The organism is Pedobacter sp. Leaf250, from assembly GCF_920984735.1.
Lineage (GTDB): Bacteria > Bacteroidota > Bacteroidia > Sphingobacteriales > Sphingobacteriaceae > Pedobacter.
In genome coordinates, this window is record NZ_CAKLBU010000023.1 from 22,301 (window position 1) to 43,526 (window position 21,226).

The 21,226-nt window shown below is 36.7% G+C and carries 18 protein-coding genes; 13 read left to right on the forward strand and 5 right to left on the reverse strand.

Annotation, left to right across the window (positions count from 1 at the left end; genetic code table 11):
- Positions 1-36: 36 nt before the first annotated feature.
- Entirely contained in the window at positions 37-2,283 is a 2,247-nt protein-coding gene (locus tag LUA91_RS17715; protein ID WP_231427442.1) for a sodium-translocating pyrophosphatase, read from the reverse strand.
- A 300-nt stretch (positions 2,284-2,583) separates the two neighbouring features.
- Here LUA91_RS17715 and LUA91_RS17720 point away from each other — a divergent pair, with 300 nt between their 5' ends.
- The 5 genes from LUA91_RS17720 to LUA91_RS17740 all read left to right on the forward strand — a co-directional run bounded on the left by LUA91_RS17720 (position 2,584) and on the right by LUA91_RS17740 (position 8,904).
- Positions 2,584-4,026 (forward strand): APC family permease, encoded by a 1,443-nt coding sequence (locus tag LUA91_RS17720; RefSeq protein WP_231427443.1) that lies wholly within the window; start codon positions 2,584-2,586, stop codon positions 4,024-4,026.
- A 480-nt stretch (positions 4,027-4,506) separates the two neighbouring features.
- Complete coding sequence (locus LUA91_RS17725) at positions 4,507-5,454, forward strand: TIGR01212 family radical SAM protein (protein ID WP_231427475.1); 948 nt, start codon at positions 4,507-4,509, stop codon at positions 5,452-5,454.
- A gap of 343 nt (positions 5,455-5,797) precedes the next feature.
- Positions 5,798-7,186, forward strand: a complete 1,389-nt coding sequence (locus tag LUA91_RS17730; protein ID WP_231427444.1) for an ammonium transporter — start codon at positions 5,798-5,800, stop codon at positions 7,184-7,186.
- A gap of 38 nt (positions 7,187-7,224) precedes the next feature.
- Entirely contained in the window at positions 7,225-8,241 is a 1,017-nt protein-coding gene (locus LUA91_RS17735) for a porin (protein ID WP_231427445.1), read from the forward strand.
- Positions 8,242-8,325: 84 nt separating this feature from the next.
- A complete protein-coding gene (locus LUA91_RS17740) occupies positions 8,326-8,904 on the forward strand; it encodes a DUF4468 domain-containing protein (protein WP_231427446.1) in 579 nt (192 codons plus the stop codon).
- 4 nt (positions 8,905-8,908) lie between these two features.
- On the opposite strand, the gene LUA91_RS17745 is transcribed toward LUA91_RS17740, so the two are convergent.
- From LUA91_RS17745 to LUA91_RS17755, 3 genes are all read right to left on the reverse strand, one after another.
- Positions 8,909-9,379, reverse strand: a complete 471-nt coding sequence (locus tag LUA91_RS17745) for an SRPBCC family protein (RefSeq protein ID WP_231427447.1) — start codon at positions 9,377-9,379, stop codon at positions 8,909-8,911.
- A 31-nt stretch (positions 9,380-9,410) separates the two neighbouring features.
- Entirely contained in the window at positions 9,411-9,938 is a 528-nt protein-coding gene (locus LUA91_RS17750; protein WP_231427448.1) for a TlpA disulfide reductase family protein, read from the reverse strand.
- Between the two features lie 130 nt (positions 9,939-10,068).
- Positions 10,069-10,542, reverse strand: a complete 474-nt coding sequence (locus tag LUA91_RS17755) for a ribonuclease H-like YkuK family protein (RefSeq protein ID WP_056849412.1) — start codon at positions 10,540-10,542, stop codon at positions 10,069-10,071.
- A gap of 240 nt (positions 10,543-10,782) precedes the next feature.
- Between LUA91_RS17755 and LUA91_RS17760 the strand changes: the two genes are divergently transcribed.
- The 6 genes from LUA91_RS17760 to LUA91_RS17785 all read left to right on the forward strand — a co-directional run bounded on the left by LUA91_RS17760 (position 10,783) and on the right by LUA91_RS17785 (position 14,435).
- On the forward strand, positions 10,783-11,001 hold the full coding sequence (locus LUA91_RS17760; protein WP_231427449.1) for a hypothetical protein: 219 nt from the start codon (positions 10,783-10,785) through the stop codon (positions 10,999-11,001).
- Positions 11,002-11,045: 44 nt separating this feature from the next.
- Positions 11,046-12,350 (forward strand): DEAD/DEAH box helicase, encoded by a 1,305-nt coding sequence (locus tag LUA91_RS17765; protein ID WP_231427450.1) that lies wholly within the window; start codon positions 11,046-11,048, stop codon positions 12,348-12,350.
- A gap of 157 nt (positions 12,351-12,507) precedes the next feature.
- Positions 12,508-12,738 carry a DUF1456 family protein gene (locus LUA91_RS17770; RefSeq protein WP_123205800.1) on the forward strand — a complete coding sequence of 77 codons (231 nt, stop codon included), beginning with the start codon at positions 12,508-12,510 and terminating at the stop codon, positions 12,736-12,738.
- Between the two features lie 27 nt (positions 12,739-12,765).
- Positions 12,766-13,488, forward strand: coding sequence for a GDSL-type esterase/lipase family protein (locus LUA91_RS17775; protein ID WP_231427451.1), 723 nt, complete (start codon positions 12,766-12,768; stop codon positions 13,486-13,488).
- Positions 13,489-13,676: 188 nt separating this feature from the next.
- Complete coding sequence (locus LUA91_RS17780; protein ID WP_231427452.1) at positions 13,677-14,024, forward strand: hypothetical protein; 348 nt, start codon at positions 13,677-13,679, stop codon at positions 14,022-14,024.
- An 18-nt stretch (positions 14,025-14,042) separates the two neighbouring features.
- Positions 14,043-14,435, forward strand: coding sequence for a hypothetical protein (locus LUA91_RS17785; protein WP_231427453.1), 393 nt, complete (start codon positions 14,043-14,045; stop codon positions 14,433-14,435).
- A gap of 47 nt (positions 14,436-14,482) precedes the next feature.
- Here the strand turns inward: LUA91_RS17785 and ettA are convergent, their stop codons facing one another.
- On the reverse strand, positions 14,483-16,162 hold the full coding sequence (gene ettA / locus LUA91_RS17790) for an energy-dependent translational throttle protein EttA (protein ID WP_231427454.1): 1,680 nt from the start codon (positions 16,160-16,162) through the stop codon (positions 14,483-14,485).
- 596 nt (positions 16,163-16,758) lie between these two features.
- Between ettA and LUA91_RS17795 the strand changes: the two genes are divergently transcribed.
- Together LUA91_RS17795 and LUA91_RS17800 are read left to right on the forward strand one after the other, a co-directional pair.
- Entirely contained in the window at positions 16,759-19,851 is a 3,093-nt protein-coding gene (locus LUA91_RS17795; protein WP_231427455.1) for a TonB-dependent receptor, read from the forward strand.
- Between the two features lie 18 nt (positions 19,852-19,869).
- Positions 19,870-21,225: a RagB/SusD family nutrient uptake outer membrane protein gene (locus LUA91_RS17800; protein WP_231427456.1), complete on the forward strand. Its 1,356-nt coding sequence runs from the start codon at positions 19,870-19,872 to the stop codon at positions 21,223-21,225.
- Position 21,226: the final 1 nt, after the last annotated feature.

Here is a 21,226-nt window from a genome sequence, read left to right on the forward strand (position 1 = left end):
CCCCTATTCAGTTGTATTATCTCTATGTTTTTACAACTAATTTGATAAAGTTTCTGCTGTATTCACTAAAGTATCAGTAATTGTATTGCCAGAGGCATCAGTTTTTTGCTCAATTCTGATTTCCTTACTTACTTCTTGCTTTTGATTAGTAGTTCCTGCCTTTACTGCAATGTATGGAGCAATTACCAATGAAACAATCGACATCAATTTGATTAAAATGTTCATCGAAGGACCGGAAGTATCTTTAAAAGGATCTCCAACGGTATCGCCCGTAACCGAAGCTTTGTGCGGCTCTGATTTTTTATAAAACATTTCTCCATTGATCATCACTCCCTGCTCAAATGATTTCTTAGCGTTATCCCAAGCGCCACCAGCGTTACTTTGGAATATCCCCATCAGTACGCCTGTTACGGTTACACCAGCTAATAATCCACCAAGAACCTCTGGCCCGAATGCAAAGCCAATAATGATAGGTGTAATTAAAGCAATGGCACCAGGTAGCATCATTTCTCTGATAGAAGCCTTAGTAGAAATGGCCACACATTTTTCATATTCTGGTTTTGCTTTGTATTCCATAATTCCTGGAATTTCGCGAAATTGCCTGCGTACTTCTTGCACCATATCCATTGCAGCTTTACCAACTGCCTGAATACATAATGCCGAAAAAATAAATGGTATCATACCGCCTACAAATAAACCTGCTAAAACTGGGGCCTTATAAATATCTATAGCGCTAATACCAGCAATACCAACAAAAGCAGCAAACAATGCCAATGAAGTTAAGGCTGCTGATGCTATAGCGAAACCTTTTCCGGTTGCTGCAGTGGTATTTCCAACCGCATCCAAATTATCAGTTCTTTCACGTACTTCCGGAGGCAATTGACTCATTTCTGCAATACCGCCTGCGTTATCCGCAATCGGACCAAATGCATCAATAGCCAGTTGCATGGCCGTTGTAGCCATCATGCCGGCGGCTGCAATAGCCACACCATATAAACCTGCAAAATAATAGGAAGACATAATTCCGCCAGCTAATACCAATATTGGAATAACAGTAGATTTCATCCCAACAGATAAACCAGCAATAATATTTGTAGCATGACCTGTTGAAGATTGTTGGATAATTGAATTTACAGGTCCTTTACCCATTGCAGTATAATATTCTGTAACGATACTCATAATTGTACCCACTACCAGGCCCACCATTATGGCGTAAAAAACATTCATGCTAGAAAATTCGTAACCACGTAAATTTAAAGTTTCTGGAAGCATCCATTTTACAATAAAAAACGACGCTACGGCTGTAATCACAATCGACGACCAATTACCTAAGTTAAGTGCATTTTGAACGTTTGATTTTTCATCCTTGATGGTAACAAACCAAGTACCGATGATTGAAAAGATAATACCTAAGCCACAAATAACCATTGGAAGTAGGATAGGAGACATTCCACCGAATTTGTCTACAACATTAATTTCCTGTCCCAAAACCATTGTTGCTAAAATAGTTGCCACATACGATCCAAATAAATCGGCGCCCATTCCGGCAACGTCACCTACATTGTCTCCCACGTTATCTGCAATAGTTGCAGGGTTTCTTACATCATCTTCTGGAATTCCTGCTTCAACTTTTCCTACTAAATCGGCTCCTACATCGGCGGCTTTGGTGTAAATACCACCACCCACACGAGCGAATAAGGCAATTGATTCTGCACCCAATGAAAATCCTGTCAGCACTTCAATAGCAGTTTTCATTTCCACGCTATTTACTGATACCACATTAAAATATTTTAGAAAAACAATGAACAATCCTCCTAAACCCAACACGGCTAATCCAGCAACACCTAATCCCATAACTGTTCCACCGGTAAATGAAACTTTTAACGCTTGTTTTAAGCTCGTTCTTGCCGCTTGTGTGGTTCTTACATTTGCTTTGGTTGCAGATTTCATCCCGATATATCCAGCGCTAGCGGAAAAAAATGCACCAATCAAAAATGAAATTGAAATTATCCAGCTCGAATGCATCGGAACACCATTAATTTCGGTTATGGTTCCCGAATAAGCCAATAACGCTGCTGTAAATACAGCAAAAATGCTTAATACCCTCCATTCGGCTTTCAAAAATGCCATTGCACCGTCGGCGATGTAGCCAGCAAGTTCTTGCATATTTTTGTCGCCTGCATCTTGCTTGTTTACCCAGGCGCTTTTAATCATCATCACAATTATCCCAACAAGGCCCAAAGCCGGGATCGTGTAAATTAAGTTGTCTTGTAAAAAATTCATAGTTAATATTTGGTTATTAGTTTGTTGATATCAAGTTCATCAAGTTACACTCATAAGTAACGAACATTGATTTTAATATTTTGGTTATTAGATTAGCAATATAATAATTTTATTTTCTTGTGGTTAAATAAAATATTAGAGATTGAGGGAATGGTTTTAGTTAATGTAATAAAGTATGCATGGTTAATACTTTGCTATTTTAGCATCATTTAAAATAATACAAAGCAACAAGTAGGTTTATGTATTTTTATAAATAAATTAGCCGCTAACTACAACTGTAAACCAAACTAAAACTAAAAAATGGAAAATATTGAGGAAAAGGGCTCTGCTAAAAGAAAATTGGGTCTTTTTGATGCTGTAATGCTGGTCATGGGATCGATGATTGGTAGTGGAATCTTCATCGTAAGTGCCGATATTATGAGAAATTTGGGCTCTGGTTATTGGTTAATTGTAGTTTGGATTATCACTGGCGTAATGACGGTGGCTGCGGCAATTTCTTACGGAGAATTATCGGCTATGTTTCCAAAAGCTGGCGGACAGTATACTTATCTGAAAGAAATTTTTGGTAAAATGATGGGTTTCTTATACGGTTGGGGGCTTTTTACCGTAATTCAAACTGGTACCATTGCAGCTGTTGCAGTAGCATTTGGAAAATTTACAGCATACTTAATTCCTGCTTTAAACGATGCTGCTCCAATTTTTCAAAGTGGTGGTTATAAAATCACCTGGATTCAAATCCTAGCTATTGCCGTTATTTTACTGCTAACTTATATCAACACAAAAGGTGTAGAAAGCGGCAAAATTTTACAGAATATTTTTACAGGATCCAAAATTGTTGCTTTAATCGGTTTAATCATATTAGGCTTTTTACTGGTGAAAAATAATTTATGGGGTGGGAATATGAGTTTTGGATGGGATGCATTCAATAACCTGAAAACAGATTTAAGTGGAAATTTCTTAAAATCTGGCTGGGAATCAATTTCTGGAATGACTATTATGGGCGGAATTGCCGCGGCAATGGTTGGCTCTGTATTTTCGAGCGTGGCCTGGGAAAATGTAACCTTCGTTTCGGGCGAAATTGAAAATCCTAAAAAAAATGTTGTTCGATCTATGGTTTTAGGTACTTCAGCAGTAATGATTCTTTATTTGTTGGTCAATTTGATATACCTGAATACATTAGATAGAGATAGCATTGCTTTTGCGGCTAACGATAGGGTTGCCGTTGCAGCATCTGAACAAATTTTCGGCAGTGGAATTGGAACCATTGTAATGGCTATATTGGTAATGGTTTCTACTTTTGGATGTGTAAATGGAATCGTACTGGCGGGAGCAAGGGTGTTTCAAACCATGGCGCAAGATGGCATGTTTTTTAAAGCCGCATTAGAGAACAACAAAAATGGCGTGCCCGAGAAATCGCTTTGGATGCAGGGAATCTGGGCATCTGTATTGTGTTTAAGTGGACAGTACGGAAATTTGCTCGATATGATATCTTTTGTAATCGTGCTTTTCTACATGATAACGGTTTTTGGCTTGATATATTTAAGATTAAAAAAACCTGCCTTAGAAAGGCCATATAAAACCTGGTTATATCCTGTAACGCCAATTATTTATTTACTCATTGGAGCCGCATTTTGTATTCTACTTCTAATTTACAAACAGCAATACACCTGGCCTGGGCTAATCATTGTAATAATAGGTGTTCCGGTGTACTTTTTCATCAACAGGAAAACAACACAGGGCTAAAATTTATTAAGTAAAAATAATAGGGTAGTGGGTTTTTCTGCTACCCTATTTTTTTATAGACTATTATTATTCTTTAATTCTATTGATTATAGAAAAGCAATGGCATTGCTCATCGGTTCCGAAAGTCCCGCCTTCACTTCAATCTATTTCTGTGGTTCACCAAAATCATCCAATGAACATTGGCATCATTGCTCTGTTTATCGGATGCCTAACCTGGCAAAGAAAAAGTATTTTCGCTACAGTCGGGTTTAGCCAACTCAAATAATTACTGGTTTGAAAATTTCTATACCTGGCAGGTGTAGGTGGCTGCAGGTTTTACAAAGCATACAAGTGCCTGAATGCGTTGGCCCAAGCGTAAGCAAATAACAGTGGGCAGAATATGGCCTTTATATTATTTTCGTTTTCCAATCAATTATGACTGCCGTGTAATCTTAAAAACCAAAATATTGTACTTAAATGTATTTGTGTATTTTTGCAGCAATGGGAACACAGGTAGATTTAGGCATTAAGGGATATAAAAATTACGGAACACATTTGCGTGAGAAATATAACGGACAGCGTGTATTTAAAGTAATTGTTGATGGTGGTTTTACCTGTCCGAACAGAGATGGAAGTAAAGGGTTTGGTGGTTGCACCTATTGTAACGTAGATTCTTTTACGCCAGAACCATCACGCAAAATGCCTACCATTAGAGAACAATTGGAAGAAGGCATAAAGAGAGCCAGAACGAGTTATAAAGCTGATAAATTTATTGTTTACTTTCAGCCAAATACCAATACCTATGCGCCAACGCATTATTTAAAAATGATGTATGATGAAGCACTATCCATAGAAACTGAAAATGTTGTTGGTTTTTCGGTAGGTACCCGCCCAGACTGTATTGATGCAGAGAAGGTGGCTTTATTGGAAAGTTATGCCGACCGCTTCGATGTTGATTTAGAAATGGGCATGGAATCTATTTATGATGAAACACTGGAGCAAATTAACAGAGGCTGTAGTCACGGAGAATTTGTAGCGGCAGTTAAATTATTAGAAAACAGCAAGCTTGATCTTTGTGTACATACTATTTTTGGTTTTCCTTGGGAAACAAAAGAAATGATGTACGGCTATATTCATGAAATAAATCGTTTTCCTCAAATTAAGTTTGTTAAATTTCATCATTTACACATTGTTGAAGGTTCTATAATGGGAGCAAAGTATAAAAAAGAACCGTTCAAGCTTTTTACATTGGAAGAATATACGGATTTGCTTTGTGAACTCATTCCTATGTTAAGACCTGATATTGTTATTCAACGTTTATTTGGAATTTCTGATTGGGATTTGCTAATTGCGCCTAATTGGGGATTAAATAAGTCAGCAATTCAAACATACATTGATAAGGAACTGGAAAAAAGGGGTGTTATTCAAGGTTCCAATTATTTAAGTTAAAATTGAATTTTTATTAATATTTATTAGAAATCCTATGAATTATCATAGGATTTTTTGCTTTTGGTGTATTTTAAAGATAATATTCTTCAAAAAAGTGATAAAAACCTATTGATTGTGAAAATTACATCATTTTATTTTTGATAAAATCGAGGCTCAATTCATTATGTATTTTGTTATGATCGTATTTTTTGTATTGTATTTTGTTTTGTTTTATAAAAATTATATCTTTTTGATATAATTATTTAATAAAATGGTGTAAAAAATACAATATGTCGTATTTTTATCGAAATAATTATCAGATTATTAGCGTATTTTTCAAAACAAACAAATTAAACTAAAAAACATGAGTAAATTTTCCCTCAAACAGTATGCGCCCTTCGCAGTCTTAATGATTGTAGCAGTTGCGGCACTATTTATTCCATTACTTCCAAATTTTGACGATGGTAAATACAGTGCACCTGACATTGCCTTCGTGTTAATTTCTGCGGCATTGGTTTTTTTAATGACTCCAGGTCTTGCATTTTTCTATGGTGGTATGGTTCACCGCAAAAATGTATTGTCAACGATGATTAAAAGTGTAGTTGCAGCTGGAGTAATTACTGTTCTTTGGACTGTAGTTGGTTTCAGTTTAGCGTTCGGAGAATCAATAGGTGGATTTATAGGAAACCCTTCAACTTATTTATTTTTTCAGGGTGTAAATTCTGGTCCAGCTTGGGGAACTATTCCATTGTCGCTTTTTGCAGTTTTCCAATTAATGTTTGCCATTATTACACCGGGTTTGGTTGTAGGAGCAGTTGCAGAGCGTATTAAATTTACTTCATACATATTATTCATTGTATTGTTCGCCATATTTGTTTATTCGCCATTGGCTCACTGGACCTGGTCGCCAGAAGGATTCCTATTAAAAATGGGTGTTTTAGATTTTGCTGGTGGTACCGTGGTTCATATTTCTGCTGGTATGGCTGCTTTGGCAGGTGCATTGGTATTAAAACGTAGAAAATCTCACTTAGAGCATAAAGAAGTTCCACCTGCAAATATTCCTTACGTTTTAATTGGTACAGGTTTACTTTGGTTCGGTTGGTTCGGTTTTAATGCTGGTTCGGCCTTAGGTGCAAATTCATTAGCTGTGTCGGCATTTTTAACTACAAATACTGCTGCCGGTGCTGCTGGTTTATCATGGATGTTCTTCGATGTTGCAAGAGGCAAAAAACCTTCAGTTTTAGGTTTCTGTATTGGTGCCGTTGTGGGTTTGGTTGCCATTACCCCTGGTGCTGGTTTCGTAAGTATTCCATCAAGTATCTTCATCGGTGTTATTGCCTCAGTAATTTCAAACTTAGTGGTTTCATGGAAACAAAAAACTAGTTTGGATGATACATTAGACGTTTTCCCTTGCCATGGTGTAGGTGGTATTGTTGGTATGATTTTAACTGGTGTTTTTGCTACCAAAACTGTAAACAGCATCGGTGCCGACGGTTTATTGTATGGTGGTACTGATTTCTTCTTTACTCAGGTGAAAGGTGCAGTAATCGTAATCATTTTCAGTTTTGTGGTATCCTTCGTCATTTTCAAATTCATTAATTTAATTCAACCAATTCGCGTATCAGAAGAAGAAGAAGAAATGGGTCTTGATGAATCACAACACAATGAAAAATATTCTCAGGGAACTTTGCTTGTTGAAGAAAGAGCTGTTTATATCGAAAAGAACAGTCCGTTAACTGAAACAATTGCATAAAATCTAAACTATATCTAAACCCAAATTCAAGCTCAAATATGAAGAAATTTTTAACTGCTATTTTTGCAATGGCCAGCGCTAGCTGCGCCCTGGCTCAAGAAACATCAACATCTCCGCTCGAGATATCAGGATCTGTTGATACATATTTTAAATACGATTTTGCGAAAAAGCCTAATATTGCAACCTCATTCGCATCTGATCACAATTCAGTTTCATTAGGAATGATTGACCTGGTTTTAAAAAAGAAAACTGGAAAAGCATCATTTGTTGGAGAATTATCGTTCGGACCAAGAGGGCAAGAACAATCATTAATTAATGGATCTGATGGCACTTCTTCCTTTCATATTCAAAACTTGTATGTAAATTATGATTTTACCGACCAGTTTTCAATGACTGCAGGTTACATGGGTACATTTATTGGATATGAGGTAATTTCTCCGGTTGGAAACTTTAACTATTCTACATCATACTTATTTACCAATGGTCCATTTCAAAATGCCGGTATCAAAGCAACCTACAAATTCTCTGATAAGGTAAGTTTAATGGCCGGTTTATTTAACGATTGGAATGTTTACACTGCCACTCGTGGTGTATCTAGCATTGGTGGTCAGTTAATGGTTTCTCCTGTTGAAGGATGGACGGCTTACTTAAATGTATTATCTGGTGCTGGTGGTGGCGGTTACGGAACCATTGCCGATTTAACAACGGCATATCAAATTACTGATAAATTTAAATTAGGCCTAAATGCTGCAAATTACGATATCAATGATGATGCAGGTGGTTATGCTGGTGCTGCTTTGTATCCGCAATATGCTTTTACTGATGCTGTAGCTTTAGGATTAAGAGGAGAATATTTTAAATACAAAAATGTTGCTGGCATTGAGGGTGAGAAATATACATCCGTAACTTTAACTGCTAATATCAAATCGGGTGGTTTAACATTTATTCCAGAGATGAGATTAGATCACAGTGGTACTAAACCTTTTGCAAAAGAAAATGGAATGGCAGCACCAAATGCTGGTCAGTTTTCTTTAGCAGCAGTTTACGCTTTCTAAAAGCAATATTTAAATGATTTAAGCCGCCGGTCTATATAACCTGCGGCTTTTTTTTACCTTCGTAAATAGTATAAAAAGAATTCGATGAAATACACATTTGCCGCAATTTTAGCCATTTTCATGCTGAAATTATCAGCTCAGGAAAAACATTTTCCTAAAGATGAAAATGGGAAATTCATTTATTATAAAGTTGTCGATTCGCAAGTTTTAGCAAAAGCCATTTTGTTAGAAAGAGCTAAGAATTTTGTCTCAACGGTGAATAAAAAATCAATGAGTTTAATAACCAGTACGGATACCTCTGTTTTAGCAAAAGGGAAACTCATTATTGATAAAACTATTCTAGTGGCTGGCCACCCGAGTGGCGAACTGAATTACAATTTCGTTTTTGAAGTTAAGGATGGTAAATATCGATACTGGTTAACAGATTTTGAATATATTCCTTACCAACGCGATCGCTATGGCAATTTTGTTGCCACAACTACCATTGGAACGCCCTTAGAAAAATCGGCTGATCGATTAAATGCCGGTTCATGGAAAGATATCCAAGCGAGTGCTTATCTAAAAGTGGCTAAGTTTGGCGACACATTTAAAAAGTATTTAGCTACAGACAAAAAGACTGCTGAACCAACAAAGAAAGAAACAATTTCTACAAAGAAATGGTAATGAGTTATGGCATTTTACCAAATAGTTCTTCCACTTTTTTATAGCGAAAATCGAAAATACCATTAATCTTATTTTTAACCACAGCTGCATTTGCAACATTCCCAATTGGCCCCCAGCCAACGCTGTAATGGAGGATATCATGCATCAAGACCCCACCATCAATCTCTTGAAAATGATGCTGATGATGCCAGAATGCAAAAGGACCAAAACGCTGTTCATCAATAAAATACTCTCTGTCTTTTACATGCGTGATTTCTGTTACCCAATCCAATTTCACTCCAAAAAGAGGCGAAACTTTATAGGTGATAATTAAGCCAGGGTACATTTTGGTGTTCTCCATATTGGGCGTGGTCACATCGAAAGTCATATCTTTCGGCGTTATTTCAGCCAAATTTAATGGCGACGAAAAAAAATCCCAGGCAGTATCTAAACCAACCGGGATCTTTTGAGTAAATTCTTTTCTGTATAATTTCAAAGCTGAGTTTTATACATAAACACGAGCAAAGCTATTTTGTTGCTGGTGCAGCATTTAATTTATCATTAATCAGTTTTACCAAGCTTTGAAACTCTTTTTCTTCATATCCAATAGATTGATAAATGATTTTGCCATCCTGATCAATGAGGATGTTTCTTGGAATACTTTGTTTTGCGAATTTGCTAAAAATGCTTCTGTCTACATCAGGTAGAATAGGAAAGGTGAACCCTCTCTTTTCTTTATATGGCGTTAATTTATCCCAACCTTCTTCCCTTCCAAATACAAAAAAATGAAAGTTTTTGTTGTTTTTATGCTTATCCCAAATTTGTTTTTGAACCAGAGGAAGTTCGACATTACAGGGTGGGCACCAGGTTGCAAATAAATTAATTAGAATAAGTTTGCCCTTGAAATTCGCTAAATCAACTGATTTTCCTTTTTCAATTTCAAATTTGAAATTTGGGGCAGTGTCTCCAACTTTGGTGTAAGAGCTATCATCAGTTACTTGGGCAAACACATTCGCTGATATAGCTAAACATATTAAAAGGAATATCTTTTTCATCTGTAAACAGTTGTTTTGAAGGTGGTGAAGCTATCAAGATTTGGATCATCAATTGAATGATTTGAAAAATCAGGATGTTTTCATGTAAGGATTTATGATAAAGATACTCCTATAAATTTTCTTTACAAAACTAGTGTACCATTTTATCGGCGCAGGTAGAACTTGCAAAAGCTTCGGGTTTGGCTTTAAAAATAAAGCCCATGCTCAGAATGTATCCCATGGCATCGTTCAAGGCCTTATTTGATTTGAAAGATGGATTGGTATTGATATCAGCATGAACTTCCAAAGCGACATCGTAAATGTCGAGCAAATCGCAAATGGAATAGGCAGTTTCAATTGATTTTTGAACTTCCATTAACATTCTTTCCTTGATGCCCACTTGTTGGGTGCTCTTTTCCTGATGGATGTACATAAAACCTCCATGATGTTCTCTTAACAGCACAATTACTGTCGCAAAGTCGGTTGTTAAACCTTTAACTTGAGAGTCGGTTCCGATGCAGACTTTTAGTTTGTAGCCATTTTCTGTTTCTCTGATAATTGCTTGTTCCACTTCTTCGAGGATGGAAGATTGGATAATTTCACCACTAAATTTTTTCCAGGTCATACACAATGTTGTTTTGAGGTTAATTCCAAAGAAATCCCTTTGGTACAAATGGTATTCGGTTTTTATAAAAATAGGAGCTAGAAATTAAATTCATGTTAAGATGAAATTGTTTATTTGCTAACAGCGACTTAGTTTTCAACAAGTTAGCATTTTTTGTTATCAATAATTACAATAGTTTCATATTATTTACAACCTAATTGCCGTTTTACTTGTTAGGTTTAATAATAAAATTCAACGAATATGAGAGCGGAATTAATTCAAGAACTTCAGCTTTTGCAAAACAGCAGAGCTAATAAATTTGCAGATGATTTATCAGATCGATTGAAATCATCGGTTGATCTTGTTACAGAAAAGGTAAACTCTTCAATCGCGAAGCGTGGCAGTATGTTAATGTTATTGGATAAACGATTAAATTTTTCTGTTTTTAGGAAACTTAAAAACAAGTTTTTTAAGTTCTAATCGATTTTTATTTACGGCCAATTGAAATGCTTATCTTTGGCGAAATGATAGAGAACGCCTTAAAAAGATTAAATATTGCCAAGCTAAATGAAATGCAGGAAGCTGCGTTGAAAGCAGTAAAATCTGGTAATGATGTGTTACTGATCGCACCAACTGGCTCTGGTAAAACACTTGCTTTTTTGCTGCCCCTATTGGCAAATCTAAATCCCGATGTTAAAGGCGTTCAGGCGTTGATTTTAGTTCCTTCGAGAGAACTTGCCCTGCAAATTGAGCAGGTTTTTAAGCAAATGGGCACTCCATTTAAAGTGAATTGCTGTTATGGTGGCCATGCTGTACGCGTAGAGAAAAACAATCTCGCACATCCACCAGCTGTATTAATTGGAACACCTGGTAGAATCGCCTACCATTTGGAACACCAGAATTTTGACGAATCTTTTGTTAAGAATTTGATTCTTGATGAATTCGATAAATCATTAGAATTTGGGTTTGAATCTGATATGTCGTATATCATTTCAAAATTACTTTCTTTAAGTCAGCGTATTTTAACTTCAGCTACAAAAATGGAAGAGATTCCAGCTTTTGTGAAGTTAAGCAAACCTGTAGATATCGACTTTTCAAAAAATATTCAATCTAAACCTGATTTAAAACTTAAAAAAGTAACTGCTCCAGCGGCTGATAAATTAGAAGTTGTATTCAAGCTTTTAAGCAAAATTGGCAATAAGAATACTTTAGTATTTTGTAACCACCGAGAAACAGTTGATCGAATTAGTGATATTTTATTTGAGCATGGCTTAGGTCACGATGTTTTCCATGGTGGCATGGAGCAAATAGACCGTGAAAAAGCGCTGTTGAAATTTAGAAATGGCAGTCATAAAATTTTAATTACTACAGATTTGGCTGCCCGTGGACTCGATATTCCTGAAATAGAACACATTGTTCATTATCAGTTGCCTTACACCGAAGATGCTTATATCCATAGAAATGGTCGCACAGCCCGGATGCATGCAAAAGGAACTGCTTATGCTGTTATTACCCCTGAAGAAAATTATAAATACCTTCCTGAAGATATTGAAGAGGAAGATTTAAGCGATCATTATAAAATACCCGAAGCCAGCGATTGGGTAACTTTATATTTGGCTCACGGAAAAAAGGATAAGATTAATAAAATTGATATAGTGGGTTTGTTTTTGCAAAAAGGTGGACTAGCTAAAGATGATTTAGGGTTAATTGAAGTGAAAGATACAACGAGTTATATTGCTGTAAAGCGGGCAAAATCGGATCAATTGATGCGTAATTTAGCGGGTGAAAAAATTAAGGGCAAGAAGTTAAAACTGAAGATAGCGAGCTAGGGTTTGAGTTAAAAGTTAAAAGTTAAAAGTTAAAAGTTAAAAGTTAAAAGTGCAGGGCGGAAGGCGGAAGGCGGAAGTTATAATAAAATGGGTGTTACAGTTAGGCATTTGTACCTCTATTCATTCAATCTCTCATTCAAAATTCAATCATTTAAGTATGAGCAATAACGATATATTAAAAAAATTAAGAGTAGCGCTTTCATTAAAAACGGAAGATATTATTACCATTTGCGATTTGGTAGGATTTAAAGTTACGAAAGCAGAATTAGGTGATATTTTTAGGAACGATGACCATGAAAATTTTAAGCCTTGCGGTGATCAAATTTTGCGCAATTTCTTAAATGGTTTGGTAATCTATAAAAGAGGACCAAGAGAAGAGAAGAAATAAAAAATTGATCGTCAACATCCCATTGAAATGAAAATCAAGATTTTTCTACTTCTTTTAACATTAAGCTCAACAAGTTTATTTGCACAACAAGGAAATTCAAGTCAAAAAGAAGATTTCTCTGATGACTGGGCGGCACTTTCAAAATATCAGAAAGAAAATGATGCACTGAAAGAACCAACTAAAGGTAAGAAAAGAGTCGTTTTTTTAGGGAGTTCTATTTTCGAATTCTGGAAGCAAAAAGATCCTGAATATTTCGCTAACAACGCCTATGTTGATAGGGGAATCAGCGGACAAATTTCACCTCAGTTGTTAATCAGATTTAGGCAAGATGTGATAAATCTTAATCCGAGGGCTGTAATTATTTTAGCTGGCAGTAATGATTTGGCAGGGAACAAAGGTCATGTAAGTAATGAAACGGTACTGAATAATATTAAATCGATGGCTGAACTGGCTAGGAAACATCATATTAAAGTTATTCTGTGCAAGTATTTACCTATTTACGAATATCCATGGAATAAAAATCTTCAAGGTGTTGCAGACGGGATTATTTCTCTTAATAAAGAAATTGCGGCATATGCAAACGCCAACCGATTTACGGTTATAGATTATTGGACACCATTGGTGGATGAACGAAACGGGCAAAAAGCAGAATTTACCACTGATGGAGTACATCCAAATTTGGCTGGATATAAGGTAATGGAAAAAGTTACCGAAATAGCAATAGATAAAGCGATAGGCAAAAGGAGATAGCAAATAAAAAAATATCCCATGATTAAAAATCATGGGATATTTTTTTATTTAAAACTTTCAATAATATTTGAAAGTACAGAAATTAATATTTAAATTTACATCATGAAAGAGCAGTGAAATTAGTTTATGAAATTGATGGGGCAACTAATTTAGAAATCGGTTTTAATGTTTAATTAAATTCAAAAGAGATGAGTTACAATTTAATTGGTTATGGCATTTTCATTACAGTAATCGTTTTCATCATTGTTGTTGTAGGGAAAATTTGCTATCGAAACGGAAATATATTCGTTGCAGCACTTATTCCTGATCATTTGGAATTGTGCCAACAGATTAATAAGTCGCTTTTGGTTTCTTATTACCTGGTAAATATTGGCTACTGTGCCATGACGCTCATTGGCTGGGAAAACATTAACAACCCTTTGCAATTGGCCGAAGTTTTAGCTGTAAAAGTTGCTGTCATCATCTGCATACTTTCAGTTTTACATTATTTGAATATTTTTTTGCTTACCAATACCATTCATAAATTAATTAAATAACAATCTAAAAATTTAGTCATGGAAACTACCAAAATTTTAATCGGTTATGCTGTTTATTTACCAGTTGCACTTTTCTTAACTTTTTATGTTTCGAAAACATTATTCAAAAACAGTAAAGTTTATATGCTTGATATTTTTAAGGGAAGGGAGGAAATTGCAAATGCAACAAATAAACTTTTCGAAACGGGATTTTATTTGTTGAACATTGGTTTTGCACTTTTGATTATGAAAATAACCATTTACTCAAACAGTTATCAGGATTTAGTGGAAGCGCTTAGCTCAAAAATTGGTGGTTTTTCAATATATCTTGGTATTATGCTCTTTATCAATCTTTATTTCTTCTTTAGGGGAAAAAGAAAATCGAAGGAAGGGCAGCAAATAAATGTTCCATTAACCACCAATGCACATTAATCTTCGCATAAAAAATGCCCGATGGTAGATTTCATCGGGCATTTTTACTAATTTAATTTTTTGTATCTGATTCGTTTTGGAGCAACATCCCCTAAACGTTTTTTACGATTTTCTTCATAATCAGAATAATTTCCTTCGAAGAAATACACTTCCGAGTTACCCTCAAATGCTAAAATGTGCGTACAAATCCGATCTAAAAACCACCTATCGTGGCTAATTACAACAGCACAACCACCAAAGTTTTCCAATGCTTCTTCTAGTGCACGTAAAGTATTCACATCAATATCATTTGTTGGCTCATCGAGTAAAAGTACGTTTGCCCCCTTTTTTAAAGTAATGGCCAAGTGAACACGGTTACGTTCGCCACCTGATAAAATGCCTACTTTTTTCTGTTGATCGCCCCCATTGAAATTGAATTTAGAAACATAGGCACGGCCATTAACGGCTTTGGTTCCCAACTGAATATTATCTAAACCATCAGTAATGTTTTCGTAAACGGTTTTATCTGCATCCAAATCATTGTGCATTTGATCTACATAACCTAACTCTACGGTTTCACCTACACGGAAAGTTCCGTTATCTGGTTCTTCCTGACCAGTAATTAATCGGAATAAAGTAGTTTTACCTGCACCATTTGGTCCGATAATTCCTACAATACCTGCTGGAGGTAACGAAAAGTTCAAGTTATCAAACAAAACTTTATCGCCATAAGCCTTTGTTACGTTGGTAGCTTCAATTACCACATTACCTAAACGTGGTCCAGCAGGGATGAAAAGCTCTAATTTGTCTTCTCTTTCTTTTCCATCTTCTGATGCCAACTTATCGTAATTGGCCAAACGGGCTTTGGATTTTGCATGACGGGCTTTTGGTGCCATACGCACCCATTCCAACTCACGCTCTAAAGCTTTTTGGCGTTTGCTCTCAGTTTTATCTTCTTGCGCTAAACGTTTAGCTTTTTGATCTAACCAAGAAGAATAATTTCCTTTCCAAGGAATACCTTCACCACGGTCTAATTCCAAAATCCATCCGGCAACGTTATCCAAGAAATACCTATCGTGAGTTACGGCGATAACGGTTCCTTCGTAGTTTTGTAAGAACTGTTCTAACCAATCAATACTTTCAGCATCCAAGTGGTTGGTAGGCTCATCCAATAATAACACATCGGGTTTTTGAAGCAACAACCTACACATGGCCACACGGCGGCGTTCACCACCAGAAAGTACGCCGATTTTGGTTTCCGGATCCGGGCAACGCAAAGCATCCATTGCCCTTTCCAGTCTTGAATCGAGCTCCCAAGCGCCCATGGCATCAATTTTATCTTGAAGTTCGCCTTGACGAGCCATCAATTTGTCCATTTTATCGGCATCAGAATAATTTTCTTCCAAACCGAAAGCCTCATTTACTTCTTCGTACTCTTTTAAGATTGCGGTTACTTCGGCAACGCCTTCTTCAACCACCTCACGAACGGTTTTTTCAGGATCGAGAATCGGTTCCTGCGCCAGATACCCTACAGAATAACCTGGAGAAAAAACAACTTCTCCCTGTATAGACTTATCTAAACCCGCAATAATTTTTAGTAATGATGACTTACCAGAGCCATTTAAACCTACAACGCCAATTTTAGCACCATAGAAAAATGATAAATAAATATTTTTTAAAACCTGTTTTTGTGGTGGATAGATTTTACTCACTCCAGCCATTGAAAAGATTATTTTTTCGTCTGACATAATTTATTATTTAGGATTTTACTCCATTTAAGGATTAGAATTGATTACAAAGATAAAAACAACCATTCCATAAAAAATAGGGTAAGCAGTGTTATTAAAATATTTTTGCCTGCATTTAAATTTTTTACTGAATTGAGAACAATTATTAAACCTTCACAAGAATCAAATTCTGTTATCATCATCCTCATATAAGAGGGAAAAACATCGTGATAAATTATTTTCATATTAATTCTATAGAATTAGTAGTCTAATTAAAATAATCTTCTATATTTGCCAAAACATTTTAGTAGTTGTCATGATCACATCCCTGCAATTCCAAATTATTAAAGCTTACAAACGCAATCATTTAGCTCCCAATATGCGTCAGCATTGTTGTTGCTAAATAAAATTGAAACCCTATTTTAAGGGCAATACCGCAGAACATCTTTCAGATTTCTAAATCAAAAAATAACCAATGACGTAATTGTAAATAATAAAACCGACAAGGTAGCCTTGCCGGTTTGTAGATGAATAATAGCCCAGTCGTAACGCCAATCACTAAACTGGACTTCATTCCTTGTTCCATTAAAGACTAATCCTTAACAAACATTTTAAATATGGAAATAAATATCCATGTCAAGAAATTTTACAATCATAATTTTTCAGACTTCTTTTCGCTTGCCAGCATCTTTGCATTAATCCTGTTTTCGCTTTCTGTATCTGGGCAAGAGGTAAAACCTTCTACAATCAATTCTCAACTTGTTGGTAAAATAATCGATGTAGCAACAAAAGAGCCCCTTCCGGGAGTTGTTGTTCGGATAAAAGGAACCACACATGCGGTGGCTACTTCTGCCGATGGTTCATTTTCATTTCGTACCGGACAAAGCTTTCCTTATACGTTATTTGTAAGTTTAATTGGTTACGATTCGCAAGAAAAACGGGTTGATGGATCCCCAGTTACAATTTCTTTAAAAGCATCGGCAAACCAACTGAATGACGTGGTGGCTGTAGGATATGGAACGCAAAGAAAATCAGATTTAACTGGTGCGGTTTCAAAAATTAAAGCTTCGGAAACAGTAAAACTTCCGGTTGCCAGTTTTGATGCACAGCTGCAGGGAAGAGCTGCCGGAGTTCAAATTAATTCAAATTCTGGTGTGCCTGGTGAAGGCACTTTTGTGCGGGTTAGGGGAACAACCTCGATTAACTCTAGTAGCGAGCCGCTATATGTAATTGATGGAGTTTTTTTAAATAATACATCGTTGCAAACCACCAATTTGGGCGGAAGAACAACTTCGCCATTGGCAGATATCAATCCTGCGGATATTGAAAGCATTGAGGTATTGAAAGATGCCTCCGCCACAGCTATTTATGGCTCAAGAGGAGCTAACGGAGTTGTTTTGGTTACTACAAAAAGGGGAAGTTTCAATGCCAAAACAAAAGTAAGTTTAGACGTTTCTACTGGCTGGGTTGAAGCTGATAAATCTACTATTCCACAATTGGCTTCAGGGCCTGAATCGGCATTACTGGCAAATGAATATTGGATTAATTCTGGTATTGATCGCCCGGCTTTAAATCAAACTTTTGCTAATCGACCTTTTAGGCCAGTATCGCAAGGTGGGGCTGGCTTACCAGAGGAACAGCAAACATTCGATCGTATTGGAGATATTCTTCAACGCGGATTGATACAGGATTACAATTTATCTATACAAGGTGGAACCGACAAATCGAGATTTTACGTTGGTGCAGGTTACACAGATCAAAAAGCATTAATTAAAGTACCGCAGTTTCAAAGAACCAGTTTAAAATTTAACTACGATCATAATTTAAGTGATGCAATTTCTTTTGGATTAACCAACAGCATTTCAAAAAGCGATCGGAATCAGGCCAGAACAGGCGATGGTCCGCAGGTTAATTTGTGGAATGCCGCCACGAGTGCAGCTACTTATACGCCGAAATTTGCATTAGATGGTACTTCTACCGGTTCGGATAATATTTATGTTTTAATCGATAATTACGATGTAAATACCACCAGTTTAAGGTATGTTGGAAGTGCTTACGCCGAGGCCAAAATTATAGATGGTTTAAAATTTAAAAGTAGTTTTTCGTTAGATTATAATCATTACGACGAATCGGCATACTGGAACAGCCAAACCAGTATTGGCCGGGCGGTAGGAGGTAATGCTACCTCATCTATTACCCAAAACAGTACATGGATTAACGAGCAAACCTTAACTTATATCAAAAATGAAGGAGATCATCACTTCAATGCACTGGTAGGAAACTCGTTGCAAGCAAATGTAATTAGTTTAACTGCGGCAGAAGGAAGTGGTTTCGCCAACGATAATTTTAAACTGATTTCATCAGCCTCCACAAGAACTTCATCTCAAAATTGGAGCAAATATTCTTTGGCTTCGTTTTTTGGCCGCTTTGATTATAATTATGCAAGCCGATATTACATTGGGTTGAGTGCCCGTGCTGATGGATCGTCAAAATTTGGCGCCAATAATAAATGGGGATATTTTCCTGCAGTTTCAGGTGCATGGAGATTAAAGCAAGAATCGTTTCTAAAAGATGCCAAATGGCTAAGCGATTTAAAACTTCGTGCCTCTTATGGTGTAACGGGTAACCAGGCTGGGATCGATAATTTTGCAGCGCAAGGTTTATGGACGGGCGGAAGCAGTTACCCTGATGTTGCAGGATCGCCTCAACCTGGTATCGGTCCTATTCAATTAGGTAACCCCGATTTGCGTTGGGAAAAAACAGCTCAAACCAATTTGGGTTTTGATTTAGGTTTATTTGAGAATAGAATCTCTGTTACGGTTGATGTTTACAATAAATATACCACCGGTTTGCTTTTGCAGAAACCAATTGCCGCATCTTCTGGTTTTGCCACATATTGGGCCAATGAGGGTGAAATGAGCAATAAAGGTTATGAGGTTGGCATTAATACCACTAACATCACCAATAATAACTTTAGTTGGAAAACCAGCTTAAACTTTTCGGGGAACAGAAACAGGATCGAGAAATTGCCAACGCAGATTACTCAATATACCCGCGACTGGGTGATTATGAAAGAAGGTTATTCGATGAACTCGTTCTGGTTATACAATCAATTGGCTGTAGATCCACAAACCGGAGCGCCGGTGTTTGAAGGTCAGGCTGCAAATGGAACCGTAACAACAGCAAACAGGCAAATTTTAGGCGATTCTTATCCAAAAATCTTCGGTGGTTTAAGCAACAGTTTCACCTTCAAAAATTTCGATTTAAGTTTCTTGTTTACCTTTCAGGCAGGAAACAAATCGCTTAATCTGAACCGTTATTTCCGCGAACGGAACCCAACAAGTGGGGGTGTATTAGCAAATGTTTTAAACCGCTGGCAAAAACCTGGTGATATTACTGATATCCCAAGATTAACTTCCATCGGAACCAATTATACCATCGATCAAAGCTCACGTTATTTAGAAGATGCATCCTTCCTTCGTTTAAAACAACTCTCATTTGGTTATAATCTTCCTGGAGAATTTCTGAAAAAAATCAGGTTAAGTCAGGCAAGGTTTTACTTTGTTGGCTCAAATTTATTCCTGATCACCAAATACACTGGAGACCCAGAGTCGAGTGTAACTTCTAATCCTAATGCCCAAGGCCTCGGTTCATTTGGAACGCCACCGCAACCAAGATCATTTCAGTTTGGCCTAAACATTACCATTTAAAATCAAAAAAAGATACACATGAAAATCTCAATACGAATAGCTTTAGCATTGTCAGGACTTTTAGTTGTTGCAAGTTCCTGCAAAAAGTTTATCGATGTAAAGCCAGAACTTAATATTTCTGATGAGCTAACAATTGTTGATGGAAATTCGGCTCAAACTGCTGTACGTGGTATTTACAACCAACTTCAATCTAACGATTATTATGGTTATACCTTTCAAACACTAGGGCTTTTCTCTGGCGATAATGTACAATATGTGGGTTCGCAAACGGTAAATCAGCAACTTACAAACCATACAGTATTGGCAGATCTGGCAGCTGTAGGAAATTCCTGGGCAGCAATTTATAATACCATTAACCGGGCAAATAATGTGATTGCAAAAGTTCCAGCGTTGCCGGTTTCAGCAACATTTACCGAAGCTTTAAGAAATCAGCTGGTTGGAGAGGCATATTTTTTAAGGGCATTATCGTATTTCGATTTAGCCAGAACCTGGGGTGGCGTTCAGTTAATCACTACACCAACAGCTACCGCTGCCGATCAAACTACTGCCAAGCGAAGCACAGTTGCAGAAACTTACGCCCAGGTTTTGAGAGATCTTACACAAGCAGAAACGCTTCTACCAAATACCACCAATAGAATTAGAGCTACAAGAAAAACGGCCTATGCTTTACATGCACGAGTTTCTCTTTATCAAAAAGACTATACAAATGCTGCGGCTTTTGCCACTCGTTTAATTGAGGATACAAATTATGCACTTATTGGCCCGTATAACTCATTTTTTCCAGCCAACGCCACGGTTACCCAAGAGTCGGTTTTAGAACTCCAATATAATATTAACGTAACCAATAGCCAGGCTTACAATTGGCAGCCTGCCAGTAATGGTGGAGTTGGCTGGGTTACACCAACTGCTACAGTAGCTTCATTATTGCTGAATACTTCAGTATCTGGAAATAGAAATTCCTTGATTCTTACACAAACTACAGGCGGAGTTACCCGGTATTTTGGAAACTTATATTACAGAACAGCTGGAACTGACCCAATTTATTTGATCCGCATTGCTGAATTGTATTTGATAAGAGCAGAAGCATTGGCACAGCTTAATGATTTGGCAGGTGCTACTCGAGATATCAATGCGGTTCGCACTCGTGCTGGGCTAGCTGGAACTACGGCAACAACACAAGCCAATTTAATATTGGCTATTGAAGCAGAAAACCGTTTAGAATTTGCTTTTGAAGACCATCGCTGGTACGATTTAGTGAGAACAGGTAGAGCAAATACAGTTTTGGGTTTTAGCGATCCTAATAAATTATTGCTGCCAATTCCTTATGCACAGCTGCTAATCGACTCGAATTTATCACAAAACCCAGGATATTAAA